The following is a 13,762-nucleotide window of genomic DNA, read 5'->3' as shown; positions in this document are numbered from 1 at the left end:
CTGCCCCGGCGGAACGGAATACCTCGGTTTTCCCGATCCCCACCGGCCCGGAACCGCGATCGCGTGAATTCCGCCGCGGTCGGCCGGCGTATCCCGATCGCGGTGAACCCTTTCCCGCCTCACCCGGCGGTGGTGGCCGGCCCCGCCGACAGCGGCAGGCGGACCAGGAAGCGGGTGTCGCCGGGCCGGGACTCGACGCGGATGTCCCCGCCGTGGCGCTCCACCACGATGCGCCAGGTGATGTCCAGGCCCAGCCCGGTGCCCTCGCCGACGGCCTTGGTGGTGAAGAACGGCTCGAAGATGCGGCCCTCCACCTCCGGCGGGATGCCCGTGCCGGTGTCGCCGATCTCCACCAGCAGGTGGTCGCCGTCGCGGGCGGTGCGCACGGTGAGCGTGCCGTGGCCGCCCATCGCGGAGGCGGCGTTGTCCACCAGGTTGGTCCACACCTGGTTCAGCGCGGCGGCGTAGGCGGGCAGCGGCGGCAGCGCCCGGTCGTAGTCCCGGACCACCCGGACGCCGTCGCCCAGCTTGCCGCCGAGCATGACCAGGGTGGAGTCCAGCAGGTCGTGCACGTCGACCTCCCGGAACGGGGCGCGGTCCACCTGCGAGTACTGCTTGGCCGCCCCGACCAGCGAGGAGATCCGGCCGGCCGCGTCCTCGACCTCGTTCATCAGGGTCTCGGTCTCCACGGTGTAGGCCAGCCAGCGCACGGCCGCCTCGGTGGCCGTGGCGGGGCAGGTGCTCACCGCCCGCTCCAGCCAGTCGACGTCCAGGCCGCCCGCCACCAGCACGGGCGCGAGGTCCCAGCCGCCGTCCACGCCGTGCTCGGCCAGCCAGTCGGCCAGCTCGTCCTCCCGGTCGGCGGCCTCCATGGGCCGCAGCTCGGTCGCCTTGGCGACCTGCTCGACCGCGCTCTCCTGCAACCGCACGAGCGCCGGCAGCGCGGCCGGGTCGAGCGAGCCGCCCGCCAGCAGCGCCAGCTTGTGCCGCATCCCGGCCACCCGCTCCCGCAGCGCCGCCGTCGCCCGCACGGCCGCCGCCGCGGGGTTGTTCAGCTCGTGCGTCAGCCCCGCCGACAGCGCGCCCAGCGCGAGCAGCCGCTCCCGCTCCCCCACCACCCGCTGGGTGTTGCGCATCCCGAAGAACAGGCCCTCCAGCAGGTGCACGGCCATCGGGAACCACTCGCGGAACACCGCGCCGAAGTCGTCGGCGGGCAGCTGGTACAGCCGCACGTCGGTGATCGCGTCCGCGTTCATCTGGTAGCCCTTGGCGGCCAGCACGTCCGCGCCGACGTACGCCTGGGTGGCGCCGAAGTACGCGCCGCGGTGGTCGGTGCGGTTGGTCTCCACGCGGTGGCCGCCGATGGTGCGGCTGAGCGCCACGGTGCCGTCGAGCAGCACGAAGAAGCACGTCGCGGACTCGCCCTCGCGCAGCAGGCGCGTGCCGGCGGCGTGGGTCTCGACCCGGCCGTGGTCGACCAGCCAGGCCAGCTGCTCCTCGGACAGGTGCTCGAACAGGAACAGGCCGCGCAGGTCGTCGGGGTTCACGAGCGCTCCAGGTAGCGGTGGACCAGGGACACGGCCATCGCGCCGTCGCCGACGGCCGAGGCGACCCGCTTGACCGACTCCGCGCGGACGTCGCCCGCCACGAACACGCCGGGCAGGCTGGTCTCCAGGTGGTAGGGCGGCCGGGTCGGCTCCCACCCGGCGGGTGGGCGGCCGTCGACGACCAGGTCGGGCCCGGCGAGCACGAACCCGCGCTCGTCGCGGGCCACGGTGCCGTCGAGCCAGTCGGTGCGCGGCGCGGCCCCGATGAACGCGAACAGCCACGACGCGGGCACGGTGGTGGTCTCGCCGGTCCCGGTGTGCCGCAGGGTCAGCGACTCCAGGTGGTCCCCGCCCTCCCCGCCGACGACCTCGGTGCAGGTGCGGACCTCGATGGCGGGCACCCGCGCCAGCTGCTCGACCAGGTAGTGCGACATCGACCGCGCCAGGGAGTCGCCGCGCACGACGAGCACCACGCGGCGGGCGTGGGCGGCGAAGTACAGCGCCGCCTGGCCCGCCGAGTTCGCCCCGCCGACCAGGTAGACGTCCTGGCCGGCGCAGTGCGGGCCCTCGGTGGTGGCCGCGCCGTAGTACACGCCGCGGCCGGTCAGCCCGCCCAGGCCGGGCGCGTCGAGCATCCGGTAGGACACGCCGGTGGCGAGGATGACGGTGTGCGCGGCCAGCTCGGTGCCGTCGTCCAGCCGCACCACGCGGGCCGCGCCCCGGGCCTCCAGCGAGACCACGTCGCAGGCGGTCAGCACCTCCACGTCGAACTTCAGCGCCTGCCTGCGGGCGCGCTCGGTCAGCTGCTCGCCGGACACGCCGTCGGGGAAGCCCAGGTAGTTCTCGATGCGGCTGCTGGTGCCCGCCTGGCCGCCGGTGGCGCGGCGCTCGACCAGCACCGTGCGCAGGCCCTCCGAGCCGCCGTAGACCGCCGCGCCCAGGCCCGCGGGCCCGCCGCCGATCACGATCAGGTCGTAGAAGTCGGTGGAGGGCCGCGTGCTCAGGCCGACCTCGGTGGCCAGCTCGGCGTCGCCCGGCTCGACCAGGGCCCGGCCGGTGGCGGTGACGACCACGGGCAGCCGCGCGCCGTCCTCCCCGGCCGCGGCCAGCAACCGGGAGGTCTCGGGGTCGCCGTCGTCCACGGCGTGCCAGCGGAACGGCACCGAGTTGCGGGCCAGGAAGTCGCGCACCTCGTAGGACCGGGGCGACCAGCGGTGGCCGACCACGCGCACCTGCCGCACCTCGCGGCGGTCGTCGGCCGCCCACGCCCCGAGCAGGTCGTCCAGCACCGGGTACAGCTTCTCCTCGGGCGGGTCCCACGGTTTGAGCAGGTAGTGGTCGAGGTCCACCACGTTGATCGCGCGGATCGCCGCGTCGGTGTCGGCGTAGGCGGTGAGCAGCACCCGCCGCGCGGCCGGGAACAGGTCCATCGCGGCTTCCAGGAACTCGATGCCGCTCATCCCGGGCATCCGGTAGTCGGCCAGCAGCGCGGCGACCTCCTCGCCGCGCAGCTTGATCTCGCGCAGCGCCTCCAGGGCCTGCGCCCCGGACTCGGCGCGGACGACGCGGTACTCGCCGGCGTACCTGCGCCTCAGGTCGCGCGCCACCGCCCGGGAGACGTTGGGGTCGTCGTCCACGGTCAGGATCGAGGGGCGGGCGACCTGGGGTGTCGTCATGTCCGCAGTGAACCAGGGTCACCCGTCCGGGTCACCGCCGTGGGGGCGGGGTGTGACGGAGGTCCGGTGGCCGGGCCCGCCGCCTCGACCGGGGCGGCGGGACGGCGACGGGGACGGGTCAGCGGCGGGCGAGGCGGCGTTCACCGACCCCGAGGCCGTGCTCCAGGCCGTAGTGGGCGAAGACCTGCGGCTCGTCCTGCGCGTACAGCTCACCGTCGGTCTCGATCGACGGGGCGTCCTTGACCAGGTCCTTGGGGTAGCGCACGCGCACGGCCTTCGGCGTCACCGTGGCCCCGATCGCGGGCACGAACGCCAGCCTCCGGCGGCCCAGGAAGCCGACCTCGACGGTGAGGAAGCTGGGCTGGTCGGTGGCCGTGTCGACGTAGACCGCCTCCAGGTCGCCGATGGTCTTGCCGTCGGGGTCGATCACGGCGTGGCCGACCCAGTCGCGGAGGTTCTCTGCGGGGAACATGGACCCGGGTTACCCGTCCCGGCGGACTCGATGCACCGGGGCTGCCCGGGGTGGCCGGGTCCGACTACGCTCCGCTCGTGCCGCTCACCCGCCTGTACCGCGACGGTGTCCTGGAGGCCGAGGGCTTCGGGGTCGAGGAGGTCGCCGAACGCCTCGCGGAGGACGGCGTGGTGGTGTGGGTGGACCTGTGCGGTCCGTCCCGGTCGGACCTGGAGCTGCTGGCCGAGGAGCTGGGGCTGCACGAACTGGCGGTCGAGGACGCGGTGCAGGAGCACGAGCGCCCCAAGCTGGACCGGTACGACACGCACAGCTTCCTGACCGCCTACGCGGTGCGGCTCGACCACGCGACCGGGCGGCTGGGCACCGTCGAGGTGGACGCCTTCCTGACCTCGAAAGCGCTGGTCACCGTGCGCGCGGACGACCGGTTCGACATCGGTCGGGTGACGACCAGGTGGGACGAGTCGCCGCACCTGGCGGGCTGCGGCGTCGGCTTCCTGGTGCACGGGCTGCTCGACGTGGTCGTGGACAGCCACTTCGAGGCCGTGCAGGCGTTGGACGACCACGTCGAGGGCCTGGAGGACATGGTGTTCGACGAGCGGCCGAGCACCACCGAGGTGCAGCGCCGGTCGTTGGCGATGCGGCGGTCGCTGGTGACGCTGCGCCGGGTGGTGCTGCCGATGCGCGAGGTGGTGAACACCCTCATGCGCCGCGACGTGGGCCTGGTGGACGGGCCGATGACGCCGTACTTCCAGGACGTCTACGACCACGTGCTGCGCGCCTCGGAGTGGACCGAGTCGCTGCGCGACCTGGTGGCGACCATCCGCGACACGCAGCTCAACATCCAGGGCTACCGGCTGAACCTGATCATGAAGAAGGTCACCGGGTGGGCGGCGATCATCGCCCTGCCCACCGCGGTGACCGGTTTCTACGGCCAGAACGTCCCCTACCCGGGTTACGACCAGCCGTGGGGCTTCTGGGTGTCCACGGCGGTGATGGTGCTGCTGTCGCTCGGGCTCTACGCCTCCTTCAAGCGCCGCGACTGGCTGTGACGCCGGGCGGTCACGTGTACCAGGTGGGTTGGGGGATTTCGCCGAGCAACGCGTAGCGGCCGACCTCGGCGCGCTTGTGGGCGGTGGGGTCGTGGAGGCTGTGGGTGCGGATGTTGCGCCAGAAGATGTCCAGGCCGACGGTGTTGGCGGTGGCGCGGGCGCCGGTGACGTCGAAGACCCGGGTGCCGATCTCCAGGCCGGTGTCGATCGCGCGCTGCTTGGCGGCGGCGACGACCACGGCCGCCTCGCCGCGTTCCCGCTCGGTGACGGTGTCGGGGTGGGTGTTGATCGCCTCGATCAGCTCCGCGGCGCGCTCGGCCAGCGCCTCGGCCGCCCACAGCTTGGCTTGGAGGTCGCCGTAGGTCTCCAGGACGGGGAACTCCTCGACCGCGCTGCCCTTGACGTCGAGGGCGTAGGGCCAGGGCCGGGTGCGGTCGCGGGTGTAGGCGGCGGCCGTGGTGAGCGCGCCCTTGGCGATGCCGAGGTAGAGGTTGGCGAACACGAGCTGGATCAGCGGCACGTTGAGCGTGTTGTAGACCCTGGGCAGGAACTTCCCGTCGACGTAGCCGGCGGCCTGCGCCCACGGCACCCGCACGCCCCGGACCTCGACGCCGCCGCTCTCGGTGAGCCGCTGCCCGAGGTTGTCCCAGTCGTCGTCGAACACGATGGCCGTCTGGTGGGACGGGACGATGGCGAAGACGTGGTCGTCGGTGCCCTCCAGCACGCCCTCCAGCACGGTGACGTCGGAGACCTTGCCGCCGGTGGAGAAGGACTTGCGGCCGGTGAAGACGAGGTCGTCGCCCTCCCGGGTGATGACCAGGTCGTGGTCGCGCGGGTTGACCGCGCCACCGTAGAACCACCGCTCGCGGGTGGCCTGCTCCTCCACCGCCGCGATCTGCGCCGGGGTGGCGACCAGGCGCGCGGCCCAGGCCCACAGGTAGTGGTAGCCCAGCAGCTGGCCGATCGAGCCGTCACCCGCGGAGACCTCACGGATCACCCGGTAGGCGGTGGTCCAGTCCTGGCCGCCGCCGCCGTGCCCGACCGGGCCGAGCAGGGTCACCAGACCGGCGTCCTTGAGCAGCGCCACCTCCGCGTACGGCGTGGCGCCCGCCCGGTCGCGGGCCACGGCGTCGACGGCCAGCAGGGCCGCGACCTCGCGGGCGCGGTCGAGCCACTGGCCGGGGGTGGTCGGGGTGGTGGTCCAGGTGTGCTGCGCTGAGGTGGTCACGGGTTGGCTCCGATCGGTTCGGCGGTGGCGGCGGAGGCGTCGAGGGAGGCTTCGAGCTCGCGGACGATCGGCAGCACGTGGCGGCCGAAGTGGGCGACGTCCTCGTGGTAGTGCAGGAAACCGAGCAGCAGCAGGTCCACCCCGCGCTTCCGGTACTCGACGATGCGGTGGGCGACCTGCTCCGGCGTGCCGACCAGGCGGGTGCGGAAGCCGTCGTTGTACTGCACGAGGTCGTCGAAGGACGAGTCGGCCCACATGCCCCTGCCGTCGCCGGTGGAGCTGCCCGCCTGCTGGACGGCGTCGCGGAACCCCTGCACGGCCGGGACGTCGGCCTTGGCCACGATCTCGCGCAGCGTCTCGCGCGCCTCGGCCTCGGTGTCGCGGGCGATGAGGAAGCCGTTGAGCCCGAACCGCACGGTGCGGCCGTGCGAGGCGGCCGCGCGGCCGACCTCCTCGACCTGCTCGGTGACGCCGTCGAAGTCCTTGCCGTTGCTGAAGTACCAGTCGGACACCCGGCCGGCCATGGCGCGGGCGGCGGTGGAGTTGCCGCCCTGGAAGACCTCCGGGTGCGCCCGGCCGGGCACCTCCAGCGGCTTGGGCCTGAGGTCGTAGCCGCGCAGGCGGTAGAAGTCGCCCGCGAACTGCGCCGAGTCCTCGGTCCAGCTCGCCCGCAGCACGCGGATGAACTCCTCGGCGCGCCGGTAGCGCTCGTCGTGCTCCAGCCAGGGCTCGCCGAGGGCGGTGAACTCGCCCTTGAACCAGCCGCTGACCACGTTGACCGCGGCGCGACCGCCGGAGACGTGGTCGACGGTGGCGATGAACTTGGCCAGCACGGCCGGGTGCCACAGGCCGGGGTGGACGGCGGCGATCACCTTCAGCCGCTGGGTGGCCAGCAGCAGGGCGAGGCTGAAGCTGGTGGACTCGTGCTGGTGGGACGCGCCGTAGCCGGCCAGGTAGCGGACCTGGCTGAGGGCGTACTCGAACCCGTTCTCCTCGGCGAGCACGGCCAGCTCGCGGTTGTACTCGTAGGACCAGTCGGTGCGTTGTTCGATCTTGCTCACGACGAGGCCGCCGCTGACGTTGGGCACCCAGTAGGCGAACTTCAGCGGCCCCCGCTCCCGGTTCTCGGGCACGGTGGATCTCCAGTGCTGTTGTTTGTCCGAAGTGGACTGGTGAGGGGAAGTCGGGCCTAGCGACGGGAACAGCCCTGCGCGGCGACGCGGACGAGGTCCACGTGGCGGCGCCGGGTCAACGCGATCCGTTGCTGCACGGCTCCCACTCCAGCAGCGCGCCGCGACCGGGTCAACGCGCGGCGCGACCGGTCCACATGCTGAACGGGACTTGCGCGGTCCGAACCTCAAGCAATGCCCAGGTGACCTGCACCACAGTCCGGGCCTGCCGGAGACTCTCGGCACGGGGTTTCGGAAGGGGTGGTCGACATGCCTCCATGGGCGTGGTTCCTGGTGGTGGTCGGGGCGTTGTCGGCGCTGGGACTGGTGGTGGACCACAGGTCCCGCAGGATCAGGGAGGGGCTCGTGGTGCCCGCCGACCGGGTCGGCCGCGGTGACCGGTCCGACTCGGCGGCCCGGAACGGGCCGCACAGCGCGGGCGGGCTCGGCACGAGCGGGGGGACGCACGGCGGGTTCGGCGGCGGCGATGGCGGGGGCGGTACCTAGCGCCGGGTAGGGGGCAGGGCCGCGAGCCCTGCCGTCCGGGCGCGCGCGGTGGGGTGAAGCCTGGCCGCGCGCGGGTCGGGAGTTCGGGCCGCGCGCACATCAGCCCGGCCGGATGCCCGTGCCGTGGTACGCGGCCGAGCACCTCGGGCACAGCCAGCCGGGCGGGGGGCTGCCGTTCAGCCGCGCGACCGCCTCGCCGCGCGTGGCGACCCCCAACTTGGCGAAGATGCTGTGCAGGTGGGACTTGACGGTGCGCTCGGAGATGTGGAGCTGCCGGGCGATCGACCGGTTCGGCATACCCGTGCCCATCAGGGTGATCACCTGCGTCTCGCGCGGGGTCAGGTCGGCGGGCGGGGTCGTCGGTGTTCGCCGGACCTCGCGCGGTCGCGTGTCGAGGCTGTGGTGCACCTGGCTCCACGCCTCCGAGGCGAGCCGTTGCAGCTCCAGCGCCCTGCTCAGGGCTCGGTGGAAATCATCCTGCGACGGTGGCATCAGGACCGTCCCGTCATCGTGCGCGACTACACACCGTTATTGTAGCGATCGCCCCCGTTCGGTGAAATCCACTGAACGGGTTGTCGCCTGATCACTTCACAACAAAGTTTTTCGACACCGGGACAGGGGCGTCGCGCCGGGCGGTGGAGGAATTCGCCGCCCGACACGTCGAACAGGCCCGGGAGATCAGGCGGGAAATTCGTTCCCACCACCCCGAAGACCGTTTTGCGTGTTTTTCCGACGAGGAAACGGCCGGTTCCCGAGTTCATCGCGGACACGTCCGGCGGAACCACCCCGATCCCGACCGCGGAGGTGGCACGACCCGCGCGGACGGGCACCGCGGGAAATGCGGCACCCCGGTGGCAGGACCATTTCCGCGCGGGTTCCGGCGGTGCGCCGCCGAGCGCCGGACGGGGCTCACCCCGCCACCGCGCGATCCGCCAGCATGTCCACGACGTCCTCCAGCCGACCCCGGCGCCGGTGGGCCAGCCGCTGCCGGTGGGAGCCCGAACCACCCAGGCGCCGCTCGCGCAGGGCGTCGAGCACGAAACCCGTCTCACCGGCGGCGTCCAGCACCGGGCCGATGTGGTCGAGCAGGGCGGACACGCCCGTCGTCGACCACGTGCGGCCGTCGGCGGCCAATGCGGCGGCACCGGCGGCACCGGCGGCACCGGCGGCACCGGCGGCACCGTCGGCACCGTCCTCGGGGAGGCCGTAGCGGGATGCCCGCCAGCACGCCGCCCGCAACACCTGGTCGGCCACGTACGGCGCCCCGCGCCCCGCCCGCACCTCGGCGAGGGCGGTGGTGGCGAGGCCCTTCACCAACGCCGCGAGCAGCACGGCGTCGTCCACCGCCTGCGGCACGTCGGCCACCCTGACCTCGACCGTGGGCTGGTGGTGCGACGGGCGGACGTACCAGTAGAGCATCGCGTCGTCGAGGATCGCGCCGCTGCCCACCAGGTCCGCGACCACCTCCCGGTACTCGGCCGCGCCCGCCAGGCGCGGCGGCGGGCCCGCCGTCGGCCAGCGGCCCCACAGCTGGGTCCGCCAGCTGTGGTAGCCGGTGTCGCGCCCCTCCCAGTACGGCGAGTTGCCGGAGATCGCGAGCAGCACCGGCAGCCACGGGCGCAGGTGGTTGACCACCTGCACCGCCTCGTCGCGGTCGGCGATCCCGACGTGCACGTGGCACGAGCAGACGCACTGCTGGTCCACGAGCGGGCCGAAGCGCTCCACGATCCGGTGGTAGCGCGGCCGGTCGAGCACCGGCGGCGGGCCGGGGCTGCCCAGGACGACGGTGCCGCTGCCCACCAGGCGGCACCCGGCGCCCTCGGCGGCGCGGGCCGCCGCGCGACGCAGCCCCAGCAGCTCCGAGCGGAGTTCGGGGAGGTCGGCGCACACCCGGCTGACCGTCTCGACCTGGGTCTCGGACATCTCGGCGACGATCCCGCCACCGACCCGCGGGACCGTGGCGCGGAGCACGTCGGCCGATCGGCACACCGCCCGCCGGGTCGTCACGTCGGTGAGGAGGAACTCCTCTTCCACTCCTACCGTCAGCGCCAACGCCCACCCCTCCCGAACACCGGTCAGCCGGCCACGATGTAGTGCCAGTAGTCCGACAGCAGGTCGGGGACGTTCTCGGCGCTGCGGGTGACCCACCGCTCGGGCTCGCCCCGGGAGAGGCCGTGCTCGACCACCTCGGGCAGCCGCTGCCGCATCTCCTCGGGTTCGGCCGAGTAGTTCTCCAGGTAGGCGATCACCGGGTCCGGGACGTTGCCCAGCTCGCGCAACGCGGGCACCAGCTCGGCCGCCACCGGGCAGAACAGCTGGAAGTCGGCGTGCAGCTCCATCGCCGCCTCGGCCGGACCGGCGTGCGAGGCGACCCAGGCGACCGCGTGGTTGAGCTGGACGACCGCACCCGGCAGGTCCGCGCCGCGCAGCTCCTCGGGGTCGAGGCCCACGGCGGGGGCGGCGGCGTCGGACAGCAGTCGCCGCTGCGAGATGTAGACCGTGGCCACGTACGCGAAGAAGCCGTCCGGGACCTCGTGGCGGAACCGGTCGAGCATGACCCCGAACCGGGGTATCTCCGCCTGCTGGGTGAGGAACTCGCCCGCGACGAACCGCTGGAGGTGCTGCGGGTGGACCCGGCCCGCCCGCGCCGCCGCGAGCAGTTCGTTGCTCTCGACCTGCTGTTTGACCGGCAGCAGCGCCTGGTAGTTCCGGATGATTTCCGCGGCTTTCGCCATGACCGTCCTCCTGGCCGCGTTCCGGGTAACGCATCGCCTCCACCCTAGGCCGCCTTCTTCCGAAAAGACATGCAACCTATGGCCTAGGCCATCGAGTACGACTCCGAACAGGCCAACGAGCATCTTGAAAGGACGGTCGGACCAGGTTCGGTTACTGCACACGAGCGGTTTGTTTCCACGAATTCCCGGCGGCACTGGACCGGGCGCGGCCACCGCTGTTACTTTGCGGGGAAGGACTTGCGGCACCCGTTCGGGTAATGATCCGCGACCGCCGATCGAATTCCTTCCAGTTCCGCTCACGCACATCCGGTGGAGCGGTTCCCGCACGACACCGGGAACGGCCGGCGTGACCGCACGCGGTCGCCGCCACCCGAGGAGAGGACCGAGCGTGACCGAGCCGCGCGCCGCCGACCTCCAGGTCGACTTCCCGTTCGACTACGCCGAGCACGTGTCGGGGGGCCGGCGGATCGGCCGGCTGCCCGACCACGCGCTGGGCTCGCCGGTGGCCGTGATCGGCGCCGGCGGCAGCGGTCTGACCGCGGCCTACGAACTGCTGCGGATCGGCTGTCGCCCGATCGTCTACGAGGCGGAGACCGAACCCGGCGGGCCGGGCGGGCGCAGGCTCGGCGGGCGCATGTACTCCCGGAAGCTGTCGCCCGCGGACAGCGCCGTGGTCGAGATGGGGTGCATGCGCTTCCCCGACTCGGCCCACCTGCTGCTCCACTACACCGAGGAGTTCGGCCTGCGCAGGCGTCCCTTCCGCGACGAGTACGCCGCCGACGTCACGCCCCGGACCGTGGTCGACCTCAACGGGGAGACCCGCTCGGTCAGCGCCATGACGGACCTGTACGCCGAGCACCCCGGGTTCGGCCGGGCGCACCGGAGGTGGGAGGCGGCGCTGCGGCGCATCGGCGTGTTCGAGCTCCAGGAGGCCCTGGTGGCGCGCGACCGCGTGCGGGCGCGGCGGTTGTGGTCCGACCTGGCGCACCGCTTCGAGGAGTGGACCTTCCACCGGTTCCTGCGCGACCCCGGCGGCGTCGGCCTGAGCCGCTCGGACGCGCACCTGCTGGGGACCGCGGGCGTGGCCACCACGGTGTGGGACACCTTCTACCACCTGTCGTTCCTGGAGACGCTGCGGATGCTGCTGGCCACCGAGGGCTCGACGATGTACCTGCTGGAGGAGGGGATCAGCGCGCTCGCGGACGCGTTCTGGCACCGGCGGACCACCGGGCCGGACGGCACGGCCACCAGCCTCGCCGAGGTCAACCGCGGCGCGCCCCGGCCGGCGGTGACCGTGCTGGAGGTCGGCGCGGAGCCGGCCCAGGGGGTGGTCGTGCACTGCGAGGACGGCACCAGCCAGTGGTACCCGGCCGTGGTGTTCACGCCGCAGCTGCACATCCTGGAGACCGGGGTCGAGGTCCGCCCGCTGAACGGGGTCCAGCCGTTCGGGCCGCGCCTGCGCGAGGCGATCCGCAGGATCAGCTACTGGCAGTCGGCCAAGACGGTCCTGGTGACGCCGTCACCCTTCTGGGAGGGCACGAGCCTGGACGGCGTCACCATCACCGACCGCCTGCCCAGGGCGACCTACACGCTCGACTACGGCGAGCCGCCGGAACCCGGCGGCAGGCGCGGCGTGCTCGTGCTGAGCTTCACCTGGGCCCAGGACTCGATGAAGCTGGCCTCGTCCACCCTCGACGAGAGGGTCCGGGCGCTGGTCCGCGAACTGGCCGAGATCCACCCCGGGGTGGCCGACGAACTGCGCCGGCAGGCCGACACCGCCGAGGCGTGCACGATCTCCTGGGAGAACGAGCGGAACTTCCGCGGTTACTGCCGCTACGGCCGTCCCGGCGACTACACCTACCAGTGGGACCTGTTCGCGAACTTCCTCAAGGACTTCACCGGCTCACCGGCGGTGCCGGGCGAACCGGCGACACCGCTGTTCCTCGCGGGCGACGACGTCGCGTGGTCGCCGGGGTGGCTCGACCACGCGATGGCCTCCGGCCTCAACGCCGCCTGGGGCGTGCTGCGCTGCCTGGGCGGCCGCACCACCCCGGACAACCCCGGCCCCGGCGACCTGTGGGACGACGAGCACCACCGCCCGCTCGTCCTCCCGGACGGGGACGGGCGATGACCGCGGCGTCGGGCACCGACCGGGACGGCGACCTCGTGGTCGTCGCCGACCGGCTGTGGGACGGCGAGCGGTTCCTCCCGGACGGGCACGCCCGGGTCCTGGTGCGTCGCGGGCGCGTCGAGGCGGTGGGTCGGGACGTGGACACGGCGCGGGCGGCCACCACCGTGGCGCTGCCCGGCCACACCCTGCTGCCCGGCCTCATCGACTGCCACGTGCACGTGCTCGACGAGGCCCTGGTGAGCGAGCCCACCGGCATCCAGATCCTGTGGGCGCTGCCCGCGATGCGCGCGTTGCTGGACAACGGCTTCACCACCGTTCGCGACCTGGGCTGCGGCGACTACCCCGGCAACGTCGACCTGCGCCGCGCCCAGACCGAGGGGATCGTCACCGGGCCGCGCCTGGTCGCCGCGCCGAACATGCTGTCCGCGCGCGGCGGCCACGGCGAGAAGCGGCCGAGCCTGGCCACCCGGTACGGCCTCCAGGTCGGCACCCTGGGCGACGGGGTCGACGAGGTCGTCCGCCAGGTGCGCGAGCAGGCGCGGGCGGGCGCGGACTGGATCAAGTTCGCGGCCAGCGGCGGCTTCTCCTCCCCCGCCGACGACCCGGCGGCGGTGACCTACTCCCAGGCGGAGATGGACGCGCTCGTCGGTGCGGCGCACGACCTCGGCCTGCCGTGCGCGGTGCACGCGTTCAACGACGAGGCCGTGCGGCGCGCCGTGCGCGCGGGCGTGGACACGGTCGAGCACGCCAACATGGCGGGTGAGGAGACCTTCGCCCTGCTGGCCGAGCGCGGCGTGCCCCTGGTGCCCACGCTGCACTCCATGGCCCACTTCCTCGGCCACCTGGACGACGACGGGTTCTGGGCGAGCCAACCGCCGGTGGTGCGCGCCCAGTTCCGCACCCACGCCGACCGCATCCGCGCGTCCTCGCGACTGCTCGCCGGCAGCGGCGCCACCCTGGTCTTCGGGACCGACGCCAGCGTGTTCCCCCACGGGGACAACTGGCGCGAGTTCGTCGACATGACCGAGGTGGGCATCCCCCCGCACGTCGTGCTGCGCGCCGCCACCGCCGCAGCCGCCGACCTGCTGCGGCGCCCGGAACTGGGTCGCGTGCGCCCCGGCTGCGTCGCGGACCTGGTCGCGGTGCCCGGGGACCCGCTCACCTCGATGGACGTGATGGGACGGGTCGACTTCGTGGTGCAGGGGGGTGACATCCACACCCGCCCGTGAAGGCGACCGCGCCGAGGTA

General features: G+C 73.2%; 13 protein-coding genes. 4 read left to right on the top strand and 9 right to left on the bottom strand.

What is annotated here, in order from left to right; all coding sequences use genetic code 11:
* Nucleotides 1–119: 119 nt before the first annotated feature.
* From ACFP3R_RS01155 to ACFP3R_RS01145, 3 genes are all read right to left on the bottom strand, one after another.
* Entirely contained in the window at nucleotides 120–1,547 is a 1,428-nt protein-coding gene (locus ACFP3R_RS01155) for an ATP-binding protein (protein WP_380631854.1), read from the bottom strand.
* On the bottom strand, nucleotides 1,544–3,223 hold the full coding sequence (locus tag ACFP3R_RS01150; RefSeq protein ID WP_380631852.1) for an NAD(P)/FAD-dependent oxidoreductase: 1,680 nt from the start codon (nucleotides 3,221–3,223) through the stop codon (nucleotides 1,544–1,546). Before ACFP3R_RS01150 ends, ACFP3R_RS01155 begins: the two co-directional genes overlap by 4 nt.
* A gap of 118 nt (nucleotides 3,224–3,341) precedes the next feature.
* Nucleotides 3,342–3,695, bottom strand: a complete 354-nt coding sequence (locus tag ACFP3R_RS01145) for a PRC-barrel domain-containing protein (protein WP_380631851.1) — start codon at nucleotides 3,693–3,695, stop codon at nucleotides 3,342–3,344.
* A 77-nt stretch (nucleotides 3,696–3,772) separates the two neighbouring features.
* Here ACFP3R_RS01145 and ACFP3R_RS01140 point away from each other — a divergent pair, with 77 nt between their 5' ends.
* Nucleotides 3,773–4,744: a magnesium transporter CorA family protein gene (locus ACFP3R_RS01140; RefSeq protein ID WP_380631849.1), complete on the top strand. Its 972-nt coding sequence runs from the start codon at nucleotides 3,773–3,775 to the stop codon at nucleotides 4,742–4,744.
* Nucleotides 4,745–4,754: 10 nt separating this feature from the next.
* Here ACFP3R_RS01140 and ACFP3R_RS01135 read toward each other — a convergent pair whose 3' ends face one another.
* Genes ACFP3R_RS01135 through ACFP3R_RS01125 form a run of 3 tightly spaced genes read right to left on the bottom strand, consistent with a single transcriptional unit; the run spans nucleotide 4,755 to nucleotide 7,242 of the window.
* Entirely contained in the window at nucleotides 4,755–5,972 is a 1,218-nt protein-coding gene (locus ACFP3R_RS01135; RefSeq protein WP_380631847.1) for an acyl-CoA dehydrogenase family protein, read from the bottom strand.
* Nucleotides 5,969–7,105 (bottom strand): dimethylsulfone monooxygenase SfnG, encoded by a 1,137-nt coding sequence (gene sfnG, locus ACFP3R_RS01130; protein ID WP_380631846.1) that lies wholly within the window; start codon nucleotides 7,103–7,105, stop codon nucleotides 5,969–5,971. Before sfnG ends, ACFP3R_RS01135 begins: the two co-directional genes overlap by 4 nt.
* A gap of 56 nt (nucleotides 7,106–7,161) precedes the next feature.
* On the bottom strand, nucleotides 7,162–7,242 hold the full coding sequence (locus ACFP3R_RS01125; RefSeq protein ID WP_380632119.1) for a putative leader peptide: 81 nt from the start codon (nucleotides 7,240–7,242) through the stop codon (nucleotides 7,162–7,164).
* A gap of 169 nt (nucleotides 7,243–7,411) precedes the next feature.
* On the opposite strand from ACFP3R_RS01125, the gene ACFP3R_RS01120 reads away from it, so the two are divergent.
* Complete coding sequence (locus tag ACFP3R_RS01120) at nucleotides 7,412–7,648, top strand: hypothetical protein (RefSeq protein WP_380631844.1); 237 nt, start codon at nucleotides 7,412–7,414, stop codon at nucleotides 7,646–7,648.
* A 99-nt stretch (nucleotides 7,649–7,747) separates the two neighbouring features.
* Here ACFP3R_RS01120 and ACFP3R_RS01115 read toward each other — a convergent pair whose 3' ends face one another.
* From ACFP3R_RS01115 to ACFP3R_RS01105, 3 genes are all read right to left on the bottom strand, one after another.
* Nucleotides 7,748–8,140 carry a response regulator transcription factor gene (locus ACFP3R_RS01115; RefSeq protein WP_380631842.1) on the bottom strand — a complete coding sequence of 131 codons (393 nt, stop codon included), beginning with the start codon at nucleotides 8,138–8,140 and terminating at the stop codon, nucleotides 7,748–7,750.
* A gap of 417 nt (nucleotides 8,141–8,557) precedes the next feature.
* Nucleotides 8,558–9,700, bottom strand: a complete 1,143-nt coding sequence (locus tag ACFP3R_RS01110; protein ID WP_380631840.1) for a carboxylate-amine ligase — start codon at nucleotides 9,698–9,700, stop codon at nucleotides 8,558–8,560.
* A gap of 23 nt (nucleotides 9,701–9,723) precedes the next feature.
* Nucleotides 9,724–10,383 carry a hypothetical protein gene (locus tag ACFP3R_RS01105; RefSeq protein WP_380631839.1) on the bottom strand — a complete coding sequence of 220 codons (660 nt, stop codon included), beginning with the start codon at nucleotides 10,381–10,383 and terminating at the stop codon, nucleotides 9,724–9,726.
* A gap of 388 nt (nucleotides 10,384–10,771) precedes the next feature.
* On the opposite strand from ACFP3R_RS01105, the gene ACFP3R_RS01100 reads away from it, so the two are divergent.
* Both ACFP3R_RS01100 and ACFP3R_RS01095 read left to right on the top strand, forming a co-directional pair.
* Nucleotides 10,772–12,514, top strand: a complete 1,743-nt coding sequence (locus ACFP3R_RS01100) for a flavin monoamine oxidase family protein (protein ID WP_380631837.1) — start codon at nucleotides 10,772–10,774, stop codon at nucleotides 12,512–12,514.
* Nucleotides 12,511–13,743 carry a metal-dependent hydrolase family protein gene (locus ACFP3R_RS01095; RefSeq protein WP_380631836.1) on the top strand — a complete coding sequence of 411 codons (1,233 nt, stop codon included), beginning with the start codon at nucleotides 12,511–12,513 and terminating at the stop codon, nucleotides 13,741–13,743. Before ACFP3R_RS01100 ends, ACFP3R_RS01095 begins: the two co-directional genes overlap by 4 nt.
* Nucleotides 13,744–13,762 lie beyond the last annotated feature (19 nt).

The organism is Saccharothrix lopnurensis, assembly GCF_042658445.1.
Taxonomy (GTDB): domain Bacteria; phylum Actinomycetota; class Actinomycetes; order Mycobacteriales; family Pseudonocardiaceae; genus Actinosynnema; species Actinosynnema lopnurensis.
The sequence above is the reverse complement of the archived record's forward strand: the minus strand, read 5'-3'. Positions and strand labels throughout refer to the sequence as shown.